The 26,070-nt window shown below is 40.9% G+C and carries 23 protein-coding genes; 2 read left to right on the forward strand and 21 right to left on the reverse strand.

Going from position 1 to position 26,070, the window contains the following annotated elements:
* Positions 1–98 precede the first annotated feature (98 nt).
* The gene (gene tpx / locus O3650_RS08965) at positions 99–590 is read left to right on the forward strand and encodes a thiol peroxidase (RefSeq protein ID WP_261050822.1); all 492 of its coding nucleotides are present in this window, start codon (positions 99–101) and stop codon (positions 588–590) included.
* Between the two features lie 209 nt (positions 591–799).
* Here tpx and O3650_RS08970 read toward each other — a convergent pair whose 3' ends face one another.
* The 19 genes from O3650_RS08970 to pbp2b form a co-directional block, all read right to left on the reverse strand.
* Positions 800–3,508 carry an ABC transporter permease gene (locus O3650_RS08970; RefSeq protein ID WP_060805393.1) on the reverse strand — a complete coding sequence of 903 codons (2,709 nt, stop codon included), beginning with the start codon at positions 3,506–3,508 and terminating at the stop codon, positions 800–802.
* Position 3,509: 1 nt separating this feature from the next.
* Positions 3,510–4,211 carry an ABC transporter ATP-binding protein gene (locus tag O3650_RS08975; RefSeq protein WP_261074496.1) on the reverse strand — a complete coding sequence of 234 codons (702 nt, stop codon included), beginning with the start codon at positions 4,209–4,211 and terminating at the stop codon, positions 3,510–3,512.
* A 129-nt stretch (positions 4,212–4,340) separates the two neighbouring features.
* Positions 4,341–6,752, reverse strand: coding sequence for a glycoside hydrolase family 95 protein (locus O3650_RS08980; RefSeq protein WP_261073001.1), 2,412 nt, complete (start codon positions 6,750–6,752; stop codon positions 4,341–4,343).
* 52 nt (positions 6,753–6,804) lie between these two features.
* Complete coding sequence (locus O3650_RS08985) at positions 6,805–7,497, reverse strand: phosphoglycerate mutase (protein ID WP_000240129.1); 693 nt, start codon at positions 7,495–7,497, stop codon at positions 6,805–6,807.
* Between the two features lie 238 nt (positions 7,498–7,735).
* On the reverse strand, positions 7,736–8,212 hold the full coding sequence (locus tag O3650_RS08990; RefSeq protein ID WP_261029661.1) for a hypothetical protein: 477 nt from the start codon (positions 8,210–8,212) through the stop codon (positions 7,736–7,738).
* A 13-nt stretch (positions 8,213–8,225) separates the two neighbouring features.
* Positions 8,226–8,606: a hypothetical protein gene (locus tag O3650_RS08995; protein WP_000837844.1), complete on the reverse strand. Its 381-nt coding sequence runs from the start codon at positions 8,604–8,606 to the stop codon at positions 8,226–8,228.
* 402 nt (positions 8,607–9,008) lie between these two features.
* On the reverse strand, positions 9,009–11,801 hold the full coding sequence (gene ileS / locus O3650_RS09000) for an isoleucine--tRNA ligase (protein ID WP_371491967.1): 2,793 nt from the start codon (positions 11,799–11,801) through the stop codon (positions 9,009–9,011).
* Between the two features lie 252 nt (positions 11,802–12,053).
* On the reverse strand, positions 12,054–12,935 hold the full coding sequence (locus tag O3650_RS09005; protein ID WP_023943735.1) for a DivIVA domain-containing protein: 882 nt from the start codon (positions 12,933–12,935) through the stop codon (positions 12,054–12,056).
* Between the two features lie 8 nt (positions 12,936–12,943).
* Complete coding sequence (locus O3650_RS09010; protein WP_060805386.1) at positions 12,944–13,729, reverse strand: RNA-binding protein; 786 nt, start codon at positions 13,727–13,729, stop codon at positions 12,944–12,946.
* Positions 13,726–13,989, reverse strand: a complete 264-nt coding sequence (locus tag O3650_RS09015) for a YggT family protein (RefSeq protein ID WP_000576512.1) — start codon at positions 13,987–13,989, stop codon at positions 13,726–13,728. Before O3650_RS09015 ends, O3650_RS09010 begins: the two co-directional genes overlap by 4 nt.
* Positions 13,989–14,528: a cell division protein SepF gene (locus O3650_RS09020; RefSeq protein ID WP_049531827.1), complete on the reverse strand. Its 540-nt coding sequence runs from the start codon at positions 14,526–14,528 to the stop codon at positions 13,989–13,991. The genes O3650_RS09015 and O3650_RS09020 overlap by 1 nt, the downstream gene beginning before the upstream one ends.
* A gap of 9 nt (positions 14,529–14,537) precedes the next feature.
* Positions 14,538–15,209, reverse strand: a complete 672-nt coding sequence (locus tag O3650_RS09025; RefSeq protein ID WP_261044946.1) for a YggS family pyridoxal phosphate-dependent enzyme — start codon at positions 15,207–15,209, stop codon at positions 14,538–14,540.
* Positions 15,210–15,213: 4 nt separating this feature from the next.
* Positions 15,214–16,473: a cell division protein FtsZ gene (gene ftsZ, locus O3650_RS09030; RefSeq protein ID WP_023943741.1), complete on the reverse strand. Its 1,260-nt coding sequence runs from the start codon at positions 16,471–16,473 to the stop codon at positions 15,214–15,216.
* 16 nt (positions 16,474–16,489) lie between these two features.
* Positions 16,490–17,863, reverse strand: a complete 1,374-nt coding sequence (gene ftsA / locus O3650_RS09035; RefSeq protein ID WP_000090384.1) for a cell division protein FtsA — start codon at positions 17,861–17,863, stop codon at positions 16,490–16,492.
* Between the two features lie 219 nt (positions 17,864–18,082).
* On the reverse strand, positions 18,083–18,787 hold the full coding sequence (locus O3650_RS09040) for a TIGR02206 family membrane protein (protein WP_001055256.1): 705 nt from the start codon (positions 18,785–18,787) through the stop codon (positions 18,083–18,085).
* 94 nt (positions 18,788–18,881) lie between these two features.
* On the reverse strand, positions 18,882–20,255 hold the full coding sequence (gene murF, locus O3650_RS09045; protein WP_077804829.1) for a UDP-N-acetylmuramoyl-tripeptide--D-alanyl-D-alanine ligase: 1,374 nt from the start codon (positions 20,253–20,255) through the stop codon (positions 18,882–18,884).
* Between the two features lie 84 nt (positions 20,256–20,339).
* On the reverse strand, positions 20,340–21,383 hold the full coding sequence (locus tag O3650_RS09050) for a D-alanine--D-alanine ligase (protein ID WP_049539995.1): 1,044 nt from the start codon (positions 21,381–21,383) through the stop codon (positions 20,340–20,342).
* 176 nt (positions 21,384–21,559) lie between these two features.
* Complete coding sequence (recR, locus tag O3650_RS09055; protein WP_000966754.1) at positions 21,560–22,156, reverse strand: recombination mediator RecR; 597 nt, start codon at positions 22,154–22,156, stop codon at positions 21,560–21,562.
* A 10-nt stretch (positions 22,157–22,166) separates the two neighbouring features.
* Complete coding sequence (gene pbp2b, locus O3650_RS09060) at positions 22,167–24,224, reverse strand: penicillin-binding protein 2B (RefSeq protein WP_261029666.1); 2,058 nt, start codon at positions 24,222–24,224, stop codon at positions 22,167–22,169.
* Between the two features lie 191 nt (positions 24,225–24,415).
* On the opposite strand from pbp2b, the gene O3650_RS09065 reads away from it, so the two are divergent.
* Positions 24,416–25,267, forward strand: coding sequence for a MurR/RpiR family transcriptional regulator (locus tag O3650_RS09065; protein ID WP_261029667.1), 852 nt, complete (start codon positions 24,416–24,418; stop codon positions 25,265–25,267).
* 61 nt (positions 25,268–25,328) lie between these two features.
* Here O3650_RS09065 and O3650_RS09070 read toward each other — a convergent pair whose 3' ends face one another.
* Positions 25,329–25,676, reverse strand: coding sequence for a type II toxin-antitoxin system RelE/ParE family toxin (locus tag O3650_RS09070; RefSeq protein WP_261043635.1), 348 nt, complete (start codon positions 25,674–25,676; stop codon positions 25,329–25,331).
* A complete protein-coding gene (locus O3650_RS09075) occupies positions 25,670–25,957 on the reverse strand; it encodes a hypothetical protein (RefSeq protein WP_261029669.1) in 288 nt (95 codons plus the stop codon). The genes O3650_RS09070 and O3650_RS09075 overlap by 7 nt, the downstream gene beginning before the upstream one ends.
* Positions 25,958–26,070: the final 113 nt, after the last annotated feature.

The following is a 26,070-nucleotide window of genomic DNA, read 5'->3' on the forward strand; positions in this document are numbered from 1 at the left end:
ATGAGCTGGCGTTTTTTCTATGCCTACATTTCCAGTCAAATCATTGGAAAATTCTGACCGTTTCAGCTACAATGGAAGAAAAAAGATTGGAGTATCTTATGGTAACTTTTCTCGGAAATCCTGTGAGCTTTACAGGTAAACAACTACAAGTCGGCGACAAGGCGCTTGATTTTTCTCTCACTGCAACAGACCTTTCTAAAAAATCTCTGGCTGATTTTGATGGTAAGAAAAAAGTCTTGAGTGTCGTGCCTTCTATCGATACAGGTATCTGCTCAACTCAAACGCGTCGCTTTAATGAAGAACTGGCTGGACTGGACAACACGGTCGTCTTGACTGTTTCTATGGACCTACCATTTGCCCAAAAACGTTGGTGTGGTGCTGAAGGTATTGAAAATGCCATCATGCTCTCAGACTATTTCGACCATTCCTTTGGACGTGATTATGCTCTCTTAATCAATGAGTGGCACCTATTGGCACGCGCAGTTTTTGTCCTCGATACTGACAATACGATTCGCTACGTTGAATACGTGGACAATATCAACTCTGAACCAAACTTCGAAGCCGCAATTGCAGCCGCTAAAGCCCTATAGAAAAAATCCTCTGTCACAAAGAGTTCCCTACTCTTTGAAACGGAGGTTTTTTGTTTACGAGTAAATATAAGTTCAATCAGATAAAAACAACTGCCTTATACTCTTCGAAAATCTCTTCAAACCACGTCAGCTTTATCTGCAACCTCAAAGCTGTGCTTTGAGCAACCTACGGCTAGCTTCCTAGTTTGCTCTTTGATTTTCATTGAGTATTACTCTACAGATTTCAAGGCTTCAAGCATATCAACCTTTCTCAGATGATAATTGACAAAGAAACCAAGCAAGGTCAAAATGATGCTTACTGCTGCCACTGGGATTACATAGACTTCCCAGCCTACCCGCGGATAAAAGAGAATAGTCGCAGGCGAAATCATTTGAATCAAAAATTGGTGTAAATAGAAACCTGAGAGCAGACCAAGTACAATTCCAACAAGGGACAGCACAATCGTCTCACGGTAAATGTAGAGAGTGACTTCATTATTATGAAAACCGAGAACCTTGATAGTGGAGAGTTCACGGATTCTCTCAGCTACGTTGATATTGGTTAGATTGTAAAGGATAACGATAGCCAACAGAACCGATACGATGACCAAGATGGTCATGGTCTGATTGAGTGAGCTAGCGACGGAGTCAAAGAGTCGAATGGCTGAAGCATTCTGTACGACGCTGGACACCGCAGATTGATTCATAAGCAAGCCTGCCTGTCTTTCGATACTAGTAGCACTGGTATCCCTTAACGAGACCAAATAAGTGTTGGCTTGGGGTAGCTGTCTGTAAATTTGCTCATAGCTAGCCTGACTCATATAAATAAAGTGACCAACGTAGTTCTCAGTAATAGCAGCGACCTTTAGCTTCTTACCTTCAATTTCTAGAGTCTGCCCAACCTTGACACCTGCCAGCTGAGCAAGTTTAGCTGTAATAACGACGCCATCTTTTAATGTCAGCTCCTGCTGATGATTTTGCAGATGAATAAAGGGAGTCAAATCTTCCTTATCTGTCATCATAAGGGTAATGGTTTGAAGACCAGCCTTACCTTTGAAATCCTTGTCTAGCGTTTTTGAATAGATTTTCTGGTAGGCTTTGATGTCCTTCCCTTTCAACACTTCTTCTAGATTTGCCTTGTCCTGATTGGTCGCACTAGGATTTTCAGAGACAATCATCTGATACTGTTGGATTTGTTGAAACTGTCTAGACGGAACTCCTGCTACAGAGGATTGGATTCCCAAACCTGCAAAGAGCAGAGCGACTGAACCTGCCACACCAAAGATCGTCATCAACATACGCTGCTTATAACGGAAGATATTGCGAGCTGTTACCTTATGAGTAAAACTGAGACGACGCCAAATAAAACCGATGCGCTCTAGTAAGATTTTAGCTCCTTTCACAGGTGGTTTAGGCAATAAAAGCTGGGCTGCTTCGTCATGAAGTTCCCTACGAGCTACCAAGTAGGCTGGTAACACACTCGCCAACCAACTCAAGACAAGAGCCAGTAAGCTATAGGTCCAATAGAACTGAATCTGGGTTTCTCCCACTACCATGCCTTTTGTAATGACACTTGAAATCACACCGGCTAGTAAATAATGTCCAAGTATACTACCTAGAGCTGTTCCGACAGTCCCAGCTACTAGACCGTAAAGGAGAAATTTGGCGATAATATCCTTACTGCGATAGCCCAAGGCCTTAAAAATCCCTGCATGAGTTCGCTCTTCATCCACAAAACGAGTCATGGTGGTAAAGGTGACCATGGCTGCTACGGCATAAAGCACCACAGGAAAGATATTGCCCACTGCCCGAATACTGGCTGAAGCATTACTATACATGAGGTAGCCTTGACCGCCAGGCATGGTCTGACGATTATAGACTTGATACTTGGGCTCAGCCAAATCATCCAAGGCTTGCTGATGTTTTTCTAGTTTTTCCTTTTCTTGGGCTAGATTTTGTTCAGCCTGCTTTAGTCTATCCTCTTCTTTACCCAATTCCTGCTTAGCTTGGGTAAGTTGAGCACTAGCCTGCTCTCTCTGAGCTTGAGGAAGCAAGGCTAGTTGACTTTCCTGAGCCTGTATACGAGCTTGAGCAGCTGCTAAACGACGCTGGCCTTCCTGCAGATTAGTCTCAGCCTTATCAAGGGTTTCTTTGCCTTTGTCTAGAGACTCTTGTCCTTCTTTTCTCAAGAGTTGTAGACGTGCCTTGCCATTATCAGATAGAACTTGTTCAAGTTCTTCCTGATGTTGCTTGGATTTCTCTTCATAAGCTGCTGAAAAAGCATTTAATCCTGCTAAATCTTGATATTTCAAACGAGCTATATTGTAGACTTTCTGATCAAACTGACTAGGTAAAATCACCCCATAGGCTGTCAGAGTCCCACTTCCACTTCCTGCGTAGCCCATATCTCGCTGGGAGAGGATTTCAGCTGAATCCACAAAACCAGAAATGGTATAAGTATGGCCTTTTAGAGGGGAATGACCCTCTTCTTTTTCTTTAAAACTAATCTCCTGTCCCACGCTGTATTGGCCTTGCAAATGAGTGGCCAAAGCAATTTCCTTGTCTGACTGAGGAAGTCGTCCCTCTCTTAGCTGAAAGGTTGAAATTCGCTCTGGTTTGGAGTACAGCCGAATGGCATCCTGCCCATTTTCCATAGTCACATCTGTCAAATAGCCAAACTCAACCTCTGCGCCCTCTATCTGTTCTAGTTCTTCTTGATCTGTTTGATCCAAACCATAATTAGACATAACTGCCAAATCCAAGGTTTGAGCAGTTCTTAAATAAGCATTAGCTGTCGCCTCCATGTTGGGGCTAGTCACTTTGAGGCCTACTATGGCTAGAGACCCCAACATCATCAAGGTTAAAATGGATAAAAAACGCCCCTTGGAGCCTGTGAAGGACTGAATTAAATCCTTCCAATAGGTTTTTCGCTTGATCATGCTAGTACTCCAAACTGTCGATATCCTGAGGATGCTGGTTTATCACCACATCCTTGACACTGGCATCGTGCATATGAATCACGCGATCAGCAATGGGCACCAAAGCTCCATTATGAGTCACGATGATCACCGTCGCTCCCTTTTGACGAGACATGTCTTGGAGAATTTTCAAAACCTGCTTACCCGTCTGATAGTCCAAGGCTCCAGTCGGTTCATCACAAAGGAGGATTTTAGGATTTTTGGCTACCGCGCGTGCAATGGAGACTCGCTGTTGCTCCCCTCCAGAAAGCTGGGCTGGAAAGTTATTGAGACGATGAGCCAGACCTACATCTGTCAAGACCTGCTCAGGATTCAAGGCATCTGTCACGATTTCTGAAGCCAACTCCACATTTTCCTTAGCTGTTAGATTGGAAACTAGATTATAAAACTGAAAAACAAATCCGACATCATTGCGGCGGTAATTGGTTCGCTGGTGGGAACTATAGTCTGCAATATTGGCACCATCAATCCAGATTTCCCCCTCATCATTGGTATCCATTCCCCCTAGGAGATTGAGAACTGTTGACTTACCTGCACCAGATGCACCAAGGATAATAACCAATTCACCCTTCTCAATCTCAAAATTCACATCACGATTGGCCACAATCTCCGTGTCCCCAACCTGATACCGCTTGTAACAGTGTTTCATCTCAATATAAGCCATCAGACCCACCCTCTCTCAAACAAATTACTTCCTACTACCATTATAACGCTTTTTCAACTAGTTGGAAACTGCTTACATTCTCAAATCCTTCAAAAAGGCAGTCTCAAACTACTGCCTTCTAACATCTTCTTAAAAATAAAATTGAACCAGATCACCTTCTGCTGTTGCCACCGAAATACAATCTTTCCCCGTGCATTTCGCTTTTATTTTTTCTTTATCCAATTTAATCACACTCTTCTCAATACCTGGATAAGAGACTCGCAAATCTCCCCCACTTCTTGATAAAATGGTCAACTGTAAGAGTTTTTTATCCTCCCACCTCATGCTCACTTCAAAATGTCCACGTGCCATTAAGCCTGAAATGGAACCTCTTGACCATGCATCAGGTAGGGCAGCTAGAGGTACCAGATAAGCTGCATGAGACTGAAGTAACATTTCTGCCATGCCACTGCTAGCACCAAAATTACCATCTATCTGAAAAGGAGGATGGCTACACCAAAGATTTGGCAAGGTCGATGACTTTAACTGCTCTGCTAATAATTTATGGGCTCGATTGCCATCTCCCAAACGCGCCCAGAGATTGATCTTATTAGCCTTGGACCAACCTGTGCCCCCATCTCCACGATCATTGAGACTAGCACGCGCGGCTTCAAGATAGTCTTGTCCCTTATAGCTAAAGAGAGTTCCAGGATAGAGTCCCACTAGATGGGAAGCGTGCCGATGCTGGGCCTCCACTTTTTCATTTTGAAAATGTTGCTCTTCCTCCTCATACCACTCCCTGATTCGACCAGATTGAGTGATTTGAAGAGGATTAAGCAAGTCAAACTTCTCCTTGACCTCAGTCAACAAAGCCTCATCCAGCCCCAATTCTTGAGCAGCCTGAATAAAATCATGGAATAATTGCCAAATCAGAGATTGGTCATAAGTATTGCCAATCGAAATCGGCCCATGTTCTGGAGAATAAGACGGAGAAGACACCCAACGTTGCGCCTGCTGATCCTCATGTAAAAAATCATTCCAAAAACGAACCGTTTCCCTCAACATGGGATAAATTTTCTCCCTGAGATAGTCTTGGTTCCTGTAAAATGTATAGGCTTCATAAACGGTTTGCATCATCCATGCATTGGCAGCTGGTGACCAACCCCAATAGTAATCCCAACCAGGTGCCGTCCAGCCAAAAGGAGTCGCTTGAGTATGAACCAGCCAACCATTCTCCTCACCTTTCTGAGAGACGATTCCTGCATACCTTGCAGCCGCTAGACGACCAAAGACACGCAAATCATCGATATAGTTTATGACCGGAAAAGCCGTCTCTAGAAGATTGGTAACATAGGATGGCCAATAATTCATCTGCAGGTTGATATTCAAGTGATAGTCCGAATTCCAAGGAGGATTGTCGACCGCATTCCAGACTCCCTGTAGGTTAGCTGGTAGAGCATCTGGACAATCTCTGGAAGAACTAATCAATAAATACCGTCCATACTGGAAGAACAACTCCTCCAAAGCCTGTCCCTCTTGTGGCTTATAATTTATTAGTAACTCATCTGTAGTGGATGTGTCAACATCAGCTCCCAAATTCAATTGAACACGCTGAAATAAGGCTTGGTAGTCCTCAATATGCCTTGATTTCAATTGGGCATAGCCCTTTTCTTTAGCTGTGTCCACCAAGTCCTTTACTTGCTGCTCTAAATCTAGTTTATTGCGATAATTACTAGCAGGATTTTGGGCAAAATCTGTCTTAGCCGCCAAGAAGAGATTGGCATAACTGGCTCCTGATATCTGAACCTTATCTGACCAAACTCTAATATCCCCATCTGTTTCCCAAGCTAAACAGCTAGCAAACTGCAGGTCATTGTCCTTAACTCTTCCCTTCATCAAGATATGAGAATCAGTAATATCCAACTTACACTCCTTGTAATCAGACTTCTCCTGCTCATACTTTCCATCAGAAGCCAAATCACGGGTCAAGGATAGTTCTATAGTAAAATCTAGAGTTTCCAACCCTTCCTTAGTAAAGCGCTGAATCAAGAGATCATCTGGAAAACTGGCAAAGGCTTCACGTTCAAATCGCGTTCCCTTATAGGCATAAGAAGTCGTCGCAAGTGCCTTACTAATATTCAACTGTCTCTGATAGTCCGTCACCTGAGACAAAGTCGTGTCTTGATTACTAAACTCAATATGAATATCCCCAAAGGACAGATAGGTCCCATATTGACTGGTTTTTGGTCCAATCAGATGCTTTTCAGCCAGTTCTTTAGCCCGATTGTAATCTCTCTTTTCCAAAGATCGCCGAATCTCAGCTAAAAAGTTATGCTGATCCTGAAGATTTCCACCCTGATAATCTGAACTATCAGGAAGTGGACCACCAGACCAGAGACTTTTTTCATTAAATTGAATCCGTTCAGCCCCAATAAGACCAAAGACTTTAGCTCCTAAAGAACCATTGCCTATCGGTAAGACCTCTTCTTCCCAACCCTTATATGTTCTTGATGCTGGTTGCTTATAGGCCAATACATAATCTTGTTTTTTATTCCTTATCATACTACCATACTAACATAAAAAGCCTAGAAATCAATTCTAGACTTACAATTTTTTATTTTCCAAGGTAGTATTCAGAAACGACGTTCAATTTTTCGTCAAATTCGAATACCAATGGTGGGAAGTTAGGGATTTCCACGTCCATGATTTCGTCATCTGACAAACCTTTGATGTGTTTTACAAGGGCACGGATTGAGTTACCGTGAGCTCCTACGAATACGTTTTTACCATCTTTAAGAGCTGGAGCGATTTTATCTTCCCAGAAAGGAAGGGCACGTTCCAAAGTCACTTTCAAGTTTTCAGCATCTGGGATTACTGAGTCGTCAAGTGAAGCGTAACGACGGTCTGTGTGAGCTGAGTGCTCATCATCACGGTCCATGTTTGGAGGCAATACATCGTATGAACGACGCCAGATGTGAACTTGTTCATCACCAAATTGTTCAGCAGCTTCAGCTTTGTTTTTACCAGTCAAACCACCATAGTGACGTTCGTTCAAACGCCATGATTTTTCAACTGGAACCCACAATTGATCAGAAGCTTCAAGAGCCAAGTTAGTTGTTTTGATCGCACGTTTCAATACTGAAGTGTAAGCTTGGTCAAATTCGATACCAGCCTCTTTGATCAATTTACCAGCGTCAATCGCTTGTTGTGTACCTTTTTCAGACAAATCAACATCAGCCCAACCAGTGAAAAGGTTAGCTTTGTTCCATTCAGACTCACCGTGGCGAGCAAAAACCAATTTTACCATTAGATGGATTCTCCTTTAAATTTTCCGAGGTTTCCCCTCGTTTATCTATTCTATTTTACACAATTTTTCACAAAAAAGCTAGTCAAAACCAAAAAGGAAAGGACTGTTTGCCAATCACATTGTTTTTGGTTGTTTCTATTCTATCTTCATTATTTAATCTTTAAAAAACACCCCAATTTCTAACATTTGGGGTGTAATTTAACCAATTATTCTCAATTACTACAAAAAAATTTCTATCTTACTGTAGTTGAGATGTCAAAGTTTTCAACTGTTTTTGCAAATTGTCTCTAAAGTCTTTCAATTGTTGAGACAATTTTGATTTATCATCTTCCTTGATCTCAGTTGACCCTAGCAAATCATACAATTTTTTCTGCGCATCGAATAATTTTTGAGTTGACTCTTTTAGTTTGGTAAACGACTCATTATTTTCCATAGCTGTGCCTTTGAAACTTTCCTCAGCTTTAGTAAAATAATCATCAAAAATCTTTTTATAAAGATCTATATAATCTGCATAAGTACGCATTGATTCAATCGCATCATCTGTTACAACTGGAGTATCGAAAGTGATTGTTTCTTTTGAGGTATTAGATGTTGCTACTGTCTTCTCATCATTACTTGTTGAAGCGGTCTTTGAACTTTGTGATCCACATGCAACGAGAAGAGAAATAAATAATAGGACTACTCCTAGACCGATAAAATGTTTTGTTCTTTTCATGCTAAAACACCTTTTATTCTTCTGATTTGAATTTCTTCAATGTTGCAAGGAATAGAGATCCTCCAATAATAGCAAGAATCCCCCCAACCCATCCTAAGAATGGAATGAGACTAACTCCACCTGAAACAATCATTAGTACAGACGGAGCTGCACCTACACGATTATCTCCTTTATAGTAAACAATAGCAATGATACCAAGAACAAGATTTGCAATCTTCAAGGCATTCAAGAGTAAGGCAACACCTGAAACAGCCCCTGCAGTAGCTCCTCCATTAAGAGTTGTAGCAGCTGTATTTACCGCTGTTCCCAACAAGACAAAAGGACCAATAAGAAGTAAAATTCCTCCCACAAGACCGACGATACCACTAATTAAAGCAAGTGTTTTTGATTTCATAATAAAATCTCCTTTTTATTTTTTTTCAAATAAAATTGTATCATATTTACTAAAAAAAAAAAGTATTTTCTGATATTATAAAATAAAAATTTGTATAATATGAAATAAAATATAATACTTTTCAGAAATCAAAAGCAATTACACAAATTTATTATTGTAAAAATGTGACACAATTTACCAATCTTATCCGCAATATCAAATTCGTATTTTATCTTACTGCTGTTAGCTTGCTAAGTTTCTCTTTGATTCTTGTTGAGTATAAAAAGTCACACCTCGCAAATTTTCAAAATAAATAAAAACGCATCGTATCAGATGTTCAAAAACGTGATACAATGCGTTTTATAGTCTATAAGATTAGTTGTCTTTTCTTCTCAAATTGAGTTTTCCCTAGACTTTTCAATCTTATTTCGCTTCAAATCCTTCTGCGACTGCGTCTGCAAAGTTTTCTTCTACGATGCTTGCACAGTGGTCACAGATAACTGCGTGGTAGCTGCGTTCTGCTGTTGTTGGGTCGATACGACGGCAACGGTCACATACTTGGCCTGCAGCGCGTTCAACTGTAAAGGCTACATCTTCGAAGCTTACGGCAGCTTCTGGAGCTGGTCCCTCTGCGATGGTCAATTCTGACACGATCAAAAGTTGAGCTACATTGCTGTTTACTGCTTCAAGTAGAGTTTTCACCACTTCATTTGGGTAAACTGTCAAGTGTGCTTCAAGTGATTTACCGATAACTTTTGCATTACGCGCTTCTTCCAAGGCTTTTTGAGCTTGTCCACGGAAGTCCATGAAGGCAGCCCATGTATCCAAGATTTCTTCTTGGTTAGCAAAAGTTTCCGCTTCTGGCAATTCTGATAATTGAACGAAGTCTTCAGCTTCAAACTCAAGATATGACCAGATTTCCTCTGCTGTGTGAGGAAGGATTGGTGTCAAGAGTTTGGTGATTTTCACAAGAATGTCATAGAAGACAGTCTGCATTTGACGGCGTTCCAGTGATTTGGCACCTTCGATGTAAACAACATCTTTAGCAAAATCAAGGTAAAAGGCTGACAAGTCAACGTTGATAAAGTTCACCAAGGCCTTGTAGATTGTCAAAAATTCAAAGTTTGCGTAAGCATCACGAATGGTCTTGACAAGCTGGTTAAATCGAATAGTCATGTACTTATCAACTGAGCGAAGCTCTTCGTATGCTACTGCGTCTTGAGCTGGGTTAAAGTCAGATGTATTGGCAATCAAGAAACGAAGGGTGTTACGGATTTTACGGTAAGTTTCAGAGACTTGGCTCAAGATATCCATAGAGATACGTACGTCGTTGCTTGAGTCAACACTTGTTACCCAGAGACGCAAGATTTCAGCACCAAATTGTTTTTCAACATCACTTGGAGCAATGGTATTTCCAAGAGATTTAGACATCTTCTCACCTTTACCATCAAGGGCAAAACCTTGTGACAAGATTTGTTTGTAAGGTGCTACGCCATGGTTGGCAACAGATGTGATGAGTGAAGAGTTGAACCAACCACGGTATTGGTCAGAACCTTCTAGGTAAAGGTCTGCTGGGTAAGTCAACTCTGGACGGTTTACAACAACTCCATTCCATGATGAACCTGAGTCAAACCAAACGTCCATGATATCTGTTTCTTTTTTGAACTCACCATTTGGTGAACCTGGATGAGTAAATCCTTCTGGCAAGAGGTTCTTAGCATCACGTTCCCACCAAATGCTTGAACCATGTTCCTCAAAGAGTTGAGCCACGTGTTCAATCGTTTCAGCAGTCATGATTGCTGTACCATCTTCAGCGTAGAAGATAGGAAGTGGAACCCCCCAAGCACGTTGACGAGAGATAACCCAGTCGCCACGGTCACGAATCATATTGTAAAGACGGACTTTACCCCATTCTGAGTGGAATTTCACTTTTTCAATTTCGTCCAAGATTTCTTGGCGGAATTTAGAAACTGAGGCAAACCATTGTGGTACTGCACGCCAGATGATTGGTTTCTTAGTACGCCAGTCAAATGGGTATGAGTGAGAGATTTCTTCTTGGGCAAGAAGGAGGTTACCAAGTTTCTCGATAACAGTTGGAACTACCTTTTCATAGAATTGACCTTCAAACTCAGGACCAGCATTCTTCATCATGATACCACGTTCGTCAACAGTGACTGCGACTTCAAGATCATTAGCAATACCAACATTGTAGTCGTCCTCACCAAAACCAGGGGCTGTATGGACAATACCAGTACCAGAGTCAGTTGTAACGTGGTCACCAAGGATAACCAACTCATCTACAGCTGTATCCCATGGGTGTTCTGTTACGATGTGGTTGAGTTCTTGACCACGGTAAGTTGCCAACACTTGAACATCAACCCAGCCAAATTTCTCAGACAAGCTAGTCAACAATTCTGCAGCAACGACAAACTTACGAGCTTCACCAGCAGGTCGAACCAAAACGTAATCAATATCTGCTCCGACAGTCAAACCACGAGAAGCTGTGATGGTAAATGGAGTAGTTGTCCAGACAACAATGTAAGTATCTGTATCTAGAACACCTTTGCCATCTTTTACCTTGTTGGCATAGTAAAGGGAAGTTGAAACCAAATCATGGTATTCAATCTCCGCTTCAGCAAGGGCTGACTCAGATGACCAAGACCAGTAAACTGGTTTTGCACCACGGTAGATATAACCTTTATTAGCCATCTCACCAAAGACACGGATTTGGGCTGCTTCATAGTCAGGAGTCAAGGTCACATATGGATTTTCCCAGTCACCAGAAACCCCCAAACGTTTAAAGTCTTCACGTTGTTTATCTACTTGAGAAAGAGCGTATTCACGGCAAAGTTTCAAGTACTCAACCAAGTCCATTTCTTTACGTTTGACACCTTGTTTTGCCAAAACTTGCTCGATTGGCAGACCATGAGTGTCCCAACCTGGGATAAATGGCGCGTAAAAACCTGACATTGATTTTGAACGAACAATGATATCTTTTGAAATCTTGTTCATTGCGTGTCCAACGTGGATATTTCCATTCGCATATGGAGGGCCATCATGCAAGGTGAAATGAGGTTTTCCTTGGTTCAATTCTTGACGACGTTGATAAAGTTTTGCATCTTCCCATTCCTTTTGCCAAACTGGCTCTTTGGTAGGAAGGCCTGCACGCATTGGGAAAGCTGTTTTCCCAAGATTAAGGGTATCTTTGAGTTTCATGGTATCTCCTTTATAAATAATAACAAATTAAAAACCACGACTTCCAAAAAGGACGAAAATCGTGGTACCACCTTTATTCGGAAAAAGATCTAGTCTTTCTCCCTCTTATCCCGTAACGTGGGGAACGTCAAATCTTACTCCATTCAGACTTGATAGCTTGAGAGGATAATCTTATCATTAGGGAATGCAGGACTCACACCATCTCCTGCTCGCTGGAAATATAAGGATAAGATATTATTCTCACATCATTTCTTATAAAATTGTAACGGATTCTTGCGGTGCTTCAAATCCTGGTGCTGAATCAACAGTTTCTGTAGCTGGTGTTGGACCTGTCGGATGCACTGGAGTTACTTCTGGCTCTTCATACATTGGACCAACTGGATGAGCAGGCCCTTCTTCAATTTGAGGACTCACTACAGGAGTTGGATTTTCCACTTCCTGTTTAGCCTGAGCTTCAAATTCAGCCAATTCTTTATTGGCTGCCTCAATACGAGCCTGTAACTCTGTCATTTCTTCTTGAGAAAATTGACGTGTCATATCAATTGGTTCTTCCTCAATTGGAGCTGGAATCGGTTCTCCAAGTACTTCGCTAACAACTTCTTTAAAGGCTTCATCACTTGTCTGAAGATAAGTAGCTGTTGGACGAAGAATATCTTCCCAATCTGAAGATTCAACAATAGCCAACTGACTTTCAATTGTAGATTTGAGACGTTGGTGGAAGACACGACTCTTGTTCTTCAATTCTTCGGTTTCAACAGCAACTTTCTTAGCATTATCAGCTGCCTGACGAAGAATTTCATTTGCCTTGTATTTTGCTTCTTCCAATAATCGATGTGCATCCTGTTCAGCTTGATGAATAATATTATTTGAACGATCGTGTGCTGTTTGTTTCACTCTCTCAGCTGTATCTTGGGCAATCAATACAGACTGGCTCAACGAATCTTTCATCTCATCAAAGTAAGACAAACGCTCTTCCAAATTTTTAATATGTAAATCCTTATCATGATTAGAACGAACTAAATCTTCATAATCACGAACTACAATATCTAAAAATTCATCTACTTCTTCTGGATCAAAACCTCTAAAACGTGTGCTAAAGGTTTTATCTTTGATTTCTAACGATGTAATTGGCATATTTTTCCTCACTTACTTAATAATAACTGGACGGTTATTTTTTTCTTCTCTTTTTTTGTTTGTCCCTTATCTTGAAGCAACCTCAAGCGCCCAAATTTTCTCACACTAATCAAGTCTCCAACTTGAACAGTATAATCTGATTTGTCTACCACATGATAATTTACTTGGACAAGTTTCTTTTCAATCAACTGGTTTGCTTGATTCCTAGATAGTTTTAAAACATTTGATAAAAGAACATCTAATCTAAAACTAGACACACATAAATCCAGCTCTCGATACTGTTCTAGCTTATCTATTTTCTCGGTGAAAGGACGTTCCTCCAGCGAAACAGGTATACGGCCAATTTTCTTTAATCCATCTTGAAAGAGAAGAAGAAACTGCTGATTAATCATAATCTGCGCCCGTTCTTCATCCACTAGGATATCTCCAAAAAGTTTCCGTTCAATCCCTAATTGATTGATGACTGTCCCTAAAATCTTAGCATGCGTTAAGTGTTCAAATTTATTGGAATACACTATTTCCTGGAGAGATATTTCAAAATCTGAAAACTCTGGCTGGAAATAATCTGGGTATAATAAAACTCGAACATACTCACTCGAGACGAATTCCCCACTACTGCTACAAGCAAGACCATAAGTTTTGGTCAAAATCTTTAATAGTTTCTCCTGATGAGGATTGATAAAAGGAGTTAAAAAAGGAGCATAGCTATCTTCTACCTTCTTTATCCATTCCATTCCCTTATCAAGAAATGGACGATCTTCTATGGAGAAATGCTGGTAAATCCCTTTATTCATCCTATCATCGCCAGAAAACGGACTAGGTTTTCTCCTAAAAATCGAATCAAAACAATCGCAACCCAAACAGATAAATCAAGACCTGCTATCTGTAAAGGCAGGCGTTGCAAAGGAGCAAGCACTGGTTTTACCAATGCTACAATCCAACGACCCAAACTTGATTCGTAGGCGCCTGGAAACCAAGACATGACAGCAAAGGCCACCAAAATCAGGGAGTAAATATCCACTGCATTATAAATCATACGAATTAAAAAAATCATTATCGTACTCTATTTCGTCTCATATCAAAATCAAACTCACCCTGTTGATCTTCATCTGGTAAACGAATATCTTCAACATTTACAATAACATTCACTGGTGTCAACAGGTACATGGTAGAAGCTACCTTTTTCAAATTTCCAGCTAGAACATGGCAAGCTCCATCCAGATAATCTAAACAACGACGAGCTTGCACTTCAGTCATATATTGAAAATCAATCAAAATACTTTCGTTTCCTGCTAATAAATCAACAATTTCTATCGCATCTTCATATTTTCTAGGATAACGAACATCAATTGTTACTTTTTCAGTAGAATGCTGATTTTGCTTTGCTAACTCTTGTTGACGTGCATGCAGTCTAGTAATATTATTTTCTTTTGTACCACTTGTGCTTGGTGTTTGATTCGTTGAGAGAGCCTTTTCCTGTGTAGAATTTACTGGAGTTAAAATGGGCTCATCTCGTTTTTCATTAGGGAGACTTAAATCCTCATCCTCCGTAAAATAATCTATAAATCTATCGAATCTATCTTTTAAAGACATGGTTCTCTCCTACTTAAAAAATGCTGTACCTATGCGAACAAAGGTGGAACCGAATTGAATCGCTTCTTTATAATCACGACTCATTCCCATGCTTAAGTCGGTCATAGGCATATTTGGAATTTGTTTTTCTTGGATTTCTTTTTGTAAATCTTGGGTCGCCTTGAAAATTTCTTTCAACTGCTCACTGCTAGCCTCAAAAGGTGCCATCGTCATTAAACCAACATATTCAATCTTATCTAGTTTGGCTAACTCTGGCAAGACTTCCAGCAGTTCCTCTCTCGAAAAGCCGTGTTTACTTTCTTCTTTAGAAATATTTACTTGAAGGAAACACTTGATGACTCGGTCACTTCTTTTTTGGATTTCCTCTGCTAGCTTTACTGAATCCAATGCATGGAAATAATCAACGTATTGAATGACATCTTTCACCTTACGTCTTTGTAATGTACCAATCAAATGCCAAGTCACATCTCGATCTTTTAAAGCTTGATATTTATCTAGAAACTTATCTACACGATTTTCACCGATATGATGAACCCCTAACGGAAGCAAGGCTTCCGCTGTCGGTACATCTACATACTTGGTAACTGCAATGACAGAGACTGAGCCACTCTCGCGATGAGCACTCAGACTTGCTTCTGTGACTTCTCGAAAAACACGTTCTGTATTTTCTTTTACATTCATTTACTTAACGATTTTTGAAAAATGGAGGTGTATCCAACTCATCTTCATCTTGTGAATTTGGAATTTCAAAACGTTCTACCGGTGACACTACTGAATCAGTCGGACGAACAATTGTCTCGCGACGTAAATCCCAATCACCAAAAGCAGATCCTTGAGCTTGTTCCGAGCGACGTTGATTTTGTTTTGGCAATTCAGCTGTTTCTGCCATATCAAAATGACGATCAAAGCCATGTGAATGAGATGGTTTCACTGTCTCACGGTAGTTGGTAGTCGGTCTAGCTTGTGGAGCCACAACCTTTTCTACACGGTCTTGACGAACACCCGTTGCGACAACTGTTACACGAATTTCATCACGCATACTTTCATCAATTGAAGTACCGAGCCAGATGTTTACTCCTTGTCCCGCTGCCTGGTTCACAATTTGTGAAGCCTCTTCTGCCTCAATCAAGGTTAAGTCGAGACCACCAGTTACGTTAACAATCACATCTTCTGCTCCATCAATTGTTGTTTCAAGAAGTGGAGAGTAAATTGCCTTACGTGCTGCTTCTACCACACGTTCTTCTCCACTACCGATACCAATACCCATAAGAGCATTCCCTTTATTTGCCATAACTGTTTTCACATCGGCAAAGTCAAGGTTAATCAATCCTGGATTGGTAATCAAATCGGTAATTCCTTGAACACCTTGACGAAGAACGTTATCTGCTTCGCTAAGGGCCTCCAAAAGCGGTGTCTTCTTATCAACAATTTCAAGCAAATTGTTGTTTGAAATAATCAATAGAGTATCTACATGCTCACGTAGTTGATTGATTCCTTCTACAGCAAATTGTCCACGTTTGCTTCCTTCAAAACCAAACGGACGTGTTACAACACCAACTGTAAGAGCGCCCAAATCTTTGGCGATACGAGCAATAACAGGAGCAGCTCCAGTTCCAGAGCCTCCTCCCATACCAGCAGTGATGAAGACCATATCTGCGCCACTGATAGCTTCAGTCAGTGTTTCTTCGCTTTCTTCAGCAGCTTTACGACCAACCTCAGGTTGACCTCCTGCACCCAAACCACGAGTCAATTTAGGTCCCAACTGAATAACAGTCTCAGCTTTTGTACTACTCAATGCTTGTACATCTGTGTTTGCTGCGATAAATTCTACGCCTGTAACACCTTCGTCGACCATACGGTTGATGGCATTGCCACCACCTCCACCGACACCAATTACTTTAATCACTGCACCTTGAGCAGCAGCTGTATCAAATGAAAATGTCATAATTTATTTTTCCTCTTTATTCGTCAAACATGCTTCCGATCAAGCCACGGAAACGATCTGCTAATTTCGGTTTATTTTGTGAAGCTTGTTGGAAATCCGCCATTGGTTCTGTAGGCGCCACCGGCTCTACTTCTGGAGCAGGGGCTGGTTGAACAGGCGTTGATTGTACAAACTGAGCTGTTTTCTGAATCATTCCCCCAAAACTAAGCGGTTGTTGGAATAATCCTTCATCACCCTTGACTGCTCGTTGAGCCAAGAGATGTACTTCTGTCAATTGTCCCGCGAATTCTGATAGACTAATCACATGCGCAAAGGCTGGATTACGAATTCCAACTTGGTTTGGAACATAAAGCTTGACACGAACACCAAAAACTTCTTGAGCAAGTTCCACAATACCCGGTAAAATAGCGGTTCCACCAATCAAAACAATGCCACCAGGAAGATCCAATAAATGTCTTCTGTCTAAGTCTTGTTTGATTTGTTCAAAAATATGCTTAATACGTGCAGAAATAATTTCTGACAAGTAATTTTCTGTTACTTCAACAGGTTCTACTTCCCCGATCACTTCGACTTGGAATGTTTCTTTACTTGCGAGAGGAGGATAAGCCTCTCCATAGTTTAATTTCAAACCTTCAGCTAGTTTCTGTGATGTCTTCAAGACTTTAGAAATATCCTTAGTTACATAATCTCCGCCTTCTTGGAGAATATTGGTAAACTGGAGTTCTTGGTTACGGATTGTAGCAACAGTCGTTTGACCTGCCCCCATATCAATCACTGTAGCACCAAATTCACGTTCACCTTCATTCAAAATCGATTGAACCATTGCTAGTGGTGAAATAATAATATTTTCAACCTGAACACCTGCACGTTCAACTGTCTTACGTAGGTTATGTAAAATAGTGCGAGGACCTGTATAAAGTAAACCACGCATTTCAAGGCGAACCCCCATCATACCACGTGGGTCACGAATCCCTTGAAAACCATCCACAATAAATTCCTCAGGAATGAATGTGATAACTTCACGATCAGGTGTCATACTCTTTGTCAAAGCTGATTTGACAACATTCTCGACATCTTGATCCATAATTTCCTTGGTATCAGATGTTACTGGAATCATTCCTTGAGTTGGTTCTACCTGTAAGAGATTAGCTGGTAAACCAACATTCACTGATTTAATTGAGATGCCTGCTTTTTCTTCTGCTTGGGAAATTGCTGATTTGATAGCAGTTGCTGCTGCATCAATATCAACAATAATTCCATCCTTTACACCTTTACTTTTGGCATTACTCACGCCAATTACATTTAATTCACCATTTCTCTGCTCAGCTACAAGCACCTTGACAGAGCTTGTTCCAATATCTAGACCTGTAAAAAAGCCTTCTCTAGCCATTACATCGCATCCTCTCTATCTTCCAAGTTTCTAACTTCGTAATATTCAATAGCTAAACGTAGGCATAGCTATTCACAGAATATTATAACACAAAAAATCTCATCGTGCTCAGTTTTTTCCTAAATTTACCAGCCAATTTTTTAGTTTTTCTGTTCAGAAATTCATTCACTGTAAACTTTGTCAACAATCTGTCTATTGTACAAAAAAGAAAGCTCATTTCTAAGCTTTCTTTGCAATCATTTTTTCTGCTTCTTGTTCTAAAAATAGTTCCAAAATTTTCTTTGTCAACGTAATCGCCGCTGACAAGGCCAGGGAAACGATTAAATAATTGGCTACTAAGCCGTGATCTCCAACCAATGGCGGTTTGGTCAAGAATCCGTAATCTCCACCTGTTACCAAATTGACCACAAAAATTAAGGCATTTAATGCAAAGGTCATGAGAAAAATTCTTTTCACATCTAGCATTCTCGCATCGTACTGTCTCAAGAGATAAACCAGTGAGTTCCCCAAGAGAGCTAAGTGCCCAAAGATAAAGGACAAAATGGCAATATGTGGGAAAGGATAGGGATCTGGCACTGGATAAACAAAGGCAGCTAATGTCCCAAATGTTCCTAGTAATGCAAAATACTGCCTATATTTAGACTGACCAGGAAGCAAGAGCACCACAAACATAGCCATACGGCAATGGTAAAAGGGTAAACTTTCTGACAGTGGCATATGATTGACCCCATACCAACCATAAAGAAGGATTAACTGAACGGCCTGCAAGATTTGGAAAAATCGTTGGTAAACCTTCTTTTCACGATAACGATAGGCTGTATAGAAGGTCAAGGCCAAGAGTGTAAATATACTGACATACCAATAAAGATCAAACTTGGGTGGCTCTGTTGCTTGGGTCGTAAAGAAAATATCCCATAAATTCATCTAGTATTCCTCATGATTCAAAATTTTCCTGCATTTTATTATACCATGCTATTTGTCAAAAATGAATTTAGAAATACGTAAATGTTTGACAAAATCACTTGTCTTCATTTTCTAAACTTTCTACCAACTTGGCTAGGTTCATAGAGTTAGAGCCTTTGAGCAAGATTTGGTCATTAGCTCCTAGACTTTCCTTAACCTGCTTAACTAGGTCTTCAAATTGGTCTTGATCTTCTGTTTTCTTGAAGTAGTAAACGTGGCCGATTGGGAACATTTGACTGGCAAGTTGGGCCAATTCAGCAATATCTTCTCCATAGAAAATAACGGTATCCAGCACATCTGGAGAAAGGCTCAAAATCATCTGGTTATGAAGTTGAACAGACTGGTCACCAAGTTCCTTCATATCCGCCAAGACAGCGATTTTTTTGCCACCTTCATTAGCTGGAATGGCAGAGAAAGTCTCTAAAATCAGCTTCATAGCAGTTGGATTGGCATTGTAAACATCTGATAGGATATCTGCTCCATTGGCTGCTTTCTTCCACTCGGTACGGTTACGCGTCAATTCAAGTTTTTGGAAGGCCTTATGAATTTGTTCCTCAGTCACTCCTTCTTGCAAGGCAACATAGGATGCAATCATAGCATTAGTGGCATTGTACTTACCAGTCACTGGCAAATCAAGGACTTGTTCCAAGAAATTAGCCTTAAATGTCAGACTATCCTTGCGCTCAACCAAGTCTGTGATTTCCAACTCTGCCCCTTGCCCAAAACGAACCACCTTTTTATCAGTTGGCAAGTAGTCCTCTACAATCGAGTCAGCTGGCGCTAAAAGCAAGGAACCAGGTGCCATCCCGTCTGCAATTTGCATTTTTCCTTTAGCAATCTCAGAACGGTCTTTGAAAAAGGCCAAATGGGCTTCTCCAACCAAGGTCACGATGGCTGTTTTTGGACGAGCCAATTCAGACAAGAGATGAATATCGCCCAAGTGATCCTGCCCCATCTCCAAGACCAACTTTTCTGTTCCTTCAGGCATATGGAGAACTGTGTAAGGAAGACCAATCTCATTATTGTAGTTGCCTTGTGTTTTGTAAGTTTTGTAGGTTGTTGATAGCAAGTGCGCTAACATATCCTTGGTCGTTGTTTTACCATTTGAACCCGTAACCGCAAAGACATCAACAGTCGTTTTTTCAAGATAGTAGGCTGCTAGTTGCTGAAAGGCAGTCAGAACATCATCTACTAGAATATAGGGATGATTTGCAACCTCTTTCTCAGACAGGGTTGCTGCTGCACCATTTTCAAAGGCTGTTTCGATAAAGTCATGACCATCACGCGCACCCTTGAGGGGCACAAATAAATCTCCTGTCGCAATTAAGCGACTGTCAAACTCAGCTTTTTCTAACTGGGTGTCCTCAAAGATACTGACATCATTTTTAGCTCCTACAACTTGAGCCACTTCATGGATTGTTAATTTCATTTCTACTCCTTTAAAAAGGGCTGAAGTCCGAGAACTCTAATCACCTTACAGTGATGGTTCTGGCTCCTACCCTCTCTTTCATTTTTATAGCAAATGCGCTTCGCGCTTGTCAAAACTTTCCTTGGCAAGATCCACCAAACGCTCGATTAGTTCTGGGTAGCTGATTCCCATATTGTCCCAAAGTAGTGGATACATGGACCACTGGGTAAAACCTGGCATGGTATTAAGCTCGTTTAGGAAAATCTCTCCCTTATCTGTATAGAAGAAATCGCAACGAGATAGACCGAGGCCTCCAATCGCACGAAAGGCCGTTTCTGCATTTTGACGCATGACAGCTACCACATCATCACTGATTTTAGCTGGGATGTCCATGGTAATCTTGTTGTCAATATACTTGGCATCGTAGTCATAAAAGGCAACATCCTTGACTACTTCTCCTGGAAGGGTGCTTTTAACATCGTAGTTGCCCAAGAGACCAACCTCGATTTCACGGGCATTTACCCCTTGCTCTACCAAGACACGACTGTCATATCGGAAGGCAAGTTCCAAAGCTTGGCGGAGTTCTTCTTGATTTTCAGATTTAGAAATACCGACACTAGAACCCATGTTTGACGGCTTAGTGAAGACTGGATAAGCCAATTTTTCTTCCACTTCAGCGATTTTAGCAGTCACATCATCCCCTTCAACGATAGCCACATAAGGAACTTGGGCAATGCCTGCAGATTCTAAAACACGCTTGGTAGTGATTTTATCCATGGCAAGACTAGATGACAAGATATTACAGCCGACATAAGGCATTTTCAAAACTTCAAGGAATCCTTGAACAGAGCCATCTTCCCCCATCGGACCGTGAAGAACTGGAAAGACAACTGCCCCTTCTTCGTAGATGGCACTTGGTACAACTTTCTTATCCCAATCAATGGTCGCATTGGTCATGAGACGGTCCTCTTGACCTGGAGTCTGACTAAATTCCTGCGTTTTGATAAAGTCACCTGACTGACTGATAAAGAAAGTCTTAACTGTGAAACGGTCGTAATTGACCGCACGCATGACACTTTCCGCTGAAAGGACAGAGACTTCGCGTTCCGCACTCCGTCCACCATATAAAAGAATAATCGTTTGTTTCATATTACTTGTCCTAATTCTACTAGAATACTCGCTCTTTAGTATATCATATTTGCTTGGTTTTTTAAAACTTGAACCTGATCCTACTCATCACACTATACAAAAAGAGGCCGATATGAACGATTTTCAGCCTCCTTGATTTTTTTATAAATGAATGGAGTTCGTAAATTTGTCCACACTTACAACTCTGTTCGATTTTCAATAGCCCGTAAGAGGGTCACTTCGTCCGCATACTCGATATCTGCTCCCACAGCAAGGCCTCGTGCCAGGCGCGTAACCTTGATCCCAGCTGGCTTGAGTAAACGGGAAAGATACATGGAAGTCGCTTCCCCATCTGCTGTGGCATTGGTTGCTACGATTACTTCTGAAACCTCACTATCCATAAGACGAGTCATGAGACTCTTGAGATTGATATCGTCCGGACTGATACCATTCATAGGGGAAATGAGGCCATGCAGGACATGATAGAGTCCATGGTATTCTTGGATATTCTCCATAGCCGCCACATCACGACTATCCTCTAGCACCAAAATCGTTGTCTGGTCACGAGTCGGATCGGTACAGATAGAACAAGGATCGTCGTCTGTCAAACGACCGCAGATGGAACAATAGGTCAACTCTCTCTTAGCAGAAAGGAGATTTTTTGCAAATTCATTGACATCATCATCAGACATCCCAATCGTATAAAAAGCCAGACGCGTAGCCGTCTTAATCCCGATACCTGGTAACTTAGAATAACTGTCAATCAGCTTGGCAATGGGTGTTGGATAAAGCATAAATTCCTTTCTAGTTCATTGGATGGTATTTTTGATACAGATTGATAATGTCACGCGCAATGGAAGGTCCTACACCATTTGTTAGATTGGTATTATGAGGAAAGACTACTGCCACAGCAATTTGGGGATTATCAGATGGGGCATAGGCCACCGCATTGGTATTGGTTGCTTGCTGACCATCCGCCACATAGCTTTCGGCTGTCCCCGTTTTTCCGCTAATGGATACCAAGGCACCATTTGAAAAGGCACGGCCAGTTGTCAACCCACTAGTTCCATGGGCAACCTGATAAAAACCTTGGTGCAAGATGCTCATATCGGAGTCGGATATATTGACCTTATTCATCTCTGTCGGTTGCAGTTGCTGAATCAAGTCACCCAGTCCTCCCTTATCATTATTGCCATAAATACCTTCAACAATACGAGGAGCCACACGAACACCATCATTTGCAATAGTTGCTACATACTGAGCCAATTGCATTGGGGTATAGTTATCAAACTGCCCAAAGGAATTGGTAATGAAATTGGCAAAGTTATACTCTTTAGGAATAAATCCAGTAGATTCATCTGGTAGGTCAATCCCGGTCGCAGACCCCAAGCCATATTCGCCAAAGGTTGAACGCAATTTACCCATAGCAGACTCTAGATTGCTGGTGCCGACAAACATATTTGGTTGATAGGTTTGCCCCATAAGACCTAAGGCTGTTTGGACCATATAAGTATTGGATGAATACTCTAGAGCCTGAACTGCCGTAATCGGCATTGGCCCAGAAAAGGCAGTATACCAAGAATTAATTGGAGCTGAACCTTGGAAGACAATGGACTGGTCTGTCAAGGTCTGATTTCCTGACAAGACTCCATTTTCCCAACCTGAGCTGATGGTCGCCGCCTTGACAACCGAACCTGGAACAAAGACATTGGTTACCGTTCCCAAGGAATCAGGCGTCAACTCTCCCGTTTTCAAGTCCTGTTTAATTCCTGACATAGACAAAACAGCACCTGTTTTTGGGTTAAGGGCGACTGCATAGACACCTTCAGAATACTTGGCTCCACCATTCCCCAACTCTGAATTGAAATAACTTTTCAGCAAGGCATCCACGCTATCTTGGAAGGCCAAATCAATGGTCAGTTTAATATTATTCCCTTTGGTACCATCTTCGATATTTTCGACACTTTCCATGTTTCCGTACTTATCTAGATGAATTTCCTTCACCGAGCGTTTACCTTGCAAGGTTTCCTCGTATTGCTTTTCTAGGTAAGAGGTCCCAACACGGTCATTTAGAGAGTAACCTTTTTTAAGATAAGCATCTGCTTCTTCCGCTGGGAGACCAGCTTTTTCACTGGATACACTACCTACTATAGAAGAAAGGGAAGTCTCTAGAACTTTTCGATCCCAAGAAGTTGAAATACTGACACCAGGTAATTGTTTCGAAGCAGAGGCAATCAGAGCTATCTGGGTATCTGTCAGAGCATCTGTCACAATGGTTCCTGTCGCAAAGTTGCCAACGGCATTTAACTGACTAAAAAGATAGATTTCTTTCTTTTCATCCTCTGTATAGTTTAGTTGACTCGTTTGGACACTATCGACCGCATTGTTATACAGTTCTGATTCGGATAGGCGATTGCCATCTGAATCCAAGCGTTTCTCACTTGGGAGAGCCTCCACTGTTTTTTTATAGATTTCAGGATCAGCCAAATAGTAATCTGCCAACTGGCGTTCTGTCAAATTTGGCGAAGTGATGCTCACATATCCCAGTAACTGACTAGCAATTTCTTTTAGATCTTTAGCCGTCATTTTATTACTACGCGTAAAGGAAACAACCTGCTTTAACGTATTTTCTACCAAAGGTTTTCCACTAGCATCATAGATTTCCCCACGGGCAGAACTGGTTGTGACCTTGGTCTGACTAGCTGAGGCTAGCTTTTTTTCGTAAAAATCCTTGTTCAAAACCTGCATATACAACAAACGACCAATAATGGTCATAAAGAGTAAAATGACGATTGAAAACAACAAATTAAGCCGAATCGGAATCGAATGGCTGTTAAATTTTCTCATACAAATCAGTCTCATTTCTATTTAAAATCTTACTCTTCATTGTACCACAATTTGAGCAGAAAATTATGGAAAAGAAAGAAGCTTTTTTCGTTTTTACGGCAAGATACGTTTTTATTTATTCATCCCTATATTATATGTTATAATGAATGTAAAAGTTCAATAATCTAGTCTTTTTCCAACACGACTCATTTAAAGGAGCCTTCCCTATGGACAAACCAGATATCGCAACTGTCATTGATTCACATTTTGAAGAAATGACAGACCTAGAGCAAGAAATCGCTCGCTATTTTTTGCAAGCTGAAACGATTACAGATGATTTATCTTCTCAACAAGTCACTCAAAAATTACATATCTCTCAGGCTGCACTAACTCGCTTTGCTAAAAAGTGTGGCTTTACTGGCTACCGAGAATTCATTTTCCAATACCAACACCAAGCAGAGAAACAAGACACCTATTCTCACAAACACAGTCCACTGACCAAACGTGTCCTCAGAAGCTATAGCAATATGAGGGAACAAACACAAGACTTGATTGACGAAATCCAACTAGAACGAATCGCCCAACTAATCGAAGATGCTGAGCGTGTCTACTTCTTCGGAACAGGCAGTTCTGGCCTTGTCGCCCGTGAAATGAAATTGCGCTTCATGCGTCTGGGTGTGGTCTGCGAGGCCTTGACTGACCAAGACGGCTTTGCCTGGACAACCAGTATTATGGATGAAAATTGTCTCGTACTTGGTTTCTCACTTTCTGGCACAACACCTTCTATTTTAGATAGTCTATTAGATGCCAAGGAGATGGGGGCAAAGACTGTACTCTTTTCAAGTGTTCCCAGTAAAGATATCCAGACCTATACAGAGACTGTTCTTGTAGCTACCCACAGCCAGCCTTCCTATATCCAACGAATATCCGCTCAACTTCCTATGCTCTTCTTTATCGATTTGATTTATGCCTACTTTTTGGAGATTAATCGCGAAAGCAAGGAAAAAATCTTTAATAGCTACTGGGAAAATAAAAAACTCAACGGCTATCGTAGACAAAAACGCGTCAGAAAATCCTAGTTTGGCTCAGCCAAACTAGGATTTTTATTCATCACCAAACATACCTCTTCAAGATTATGAATTAGTCATATCTTGACTTAGTCTTGAATAATTTCATGTAATCACTTTTTGAAGGGAGTAAATAAGCAAGTCTGACGGTATCCTCAACAATTGTATATAATACGATGTAATCCTTACTCAAGGTCAATCCTCGCGTTTGGTAGTGAGGGTCTAATTTCTTACCAAATTTTTCATCGGCATCAAATCCAGCTTGGGGGAAAATTTCTAGCCGATTAATATCTTTTCTAATATTGGCTACTTTTCGTCTAGCAACCTCTACAGAACCGATTTCCTCCGCTATATACTGATATATTTTATCCAGACTATCAATCACTCTAGGAGAATACAAAAGCCTATATTTTTTTATAATCCATAGCGTGTCACGACATCCTCATCTGTCAAGTAATTTCCATCCTCAATCTTGGCATAACTTTCTTGAACTTCTGCTTGTAATTGTCTAAACAAATACTCCTTCTCTAATTCCTCTTCACTCAGTAAATCTACTTCATTTGTTACGGCAACATTCTTTAAAAATAATCTAAGTGCCGATGAAAGAGAGAGATTTTTTTCTTTTAACACTTCCATGGCATCATTTACTAATTCTCTATTAGCTTGGAAGGTCACAATTTTATTTGAATTTGCTATAGACATTTTATATAACTCCTTTATACATTTTATTTATTATCTCACGATTATAAAGAAAGTCAAGGGAATTTGATTAGAAAATCAAATTCAAACCACGTCAGCTTCGCCTTGCCGTACTC

The sequence above is a fragment of the Streptococcus sp. 20925_1_24 genome, assembly GCF_041432335.1.
GTDB classification, from domain to species: domain Bacteria; phylum Bacillota; class Bacilli; order Lactobacillales; family Streptococcaceae; genus Streptococcus; species Streptococcus mitis_BM.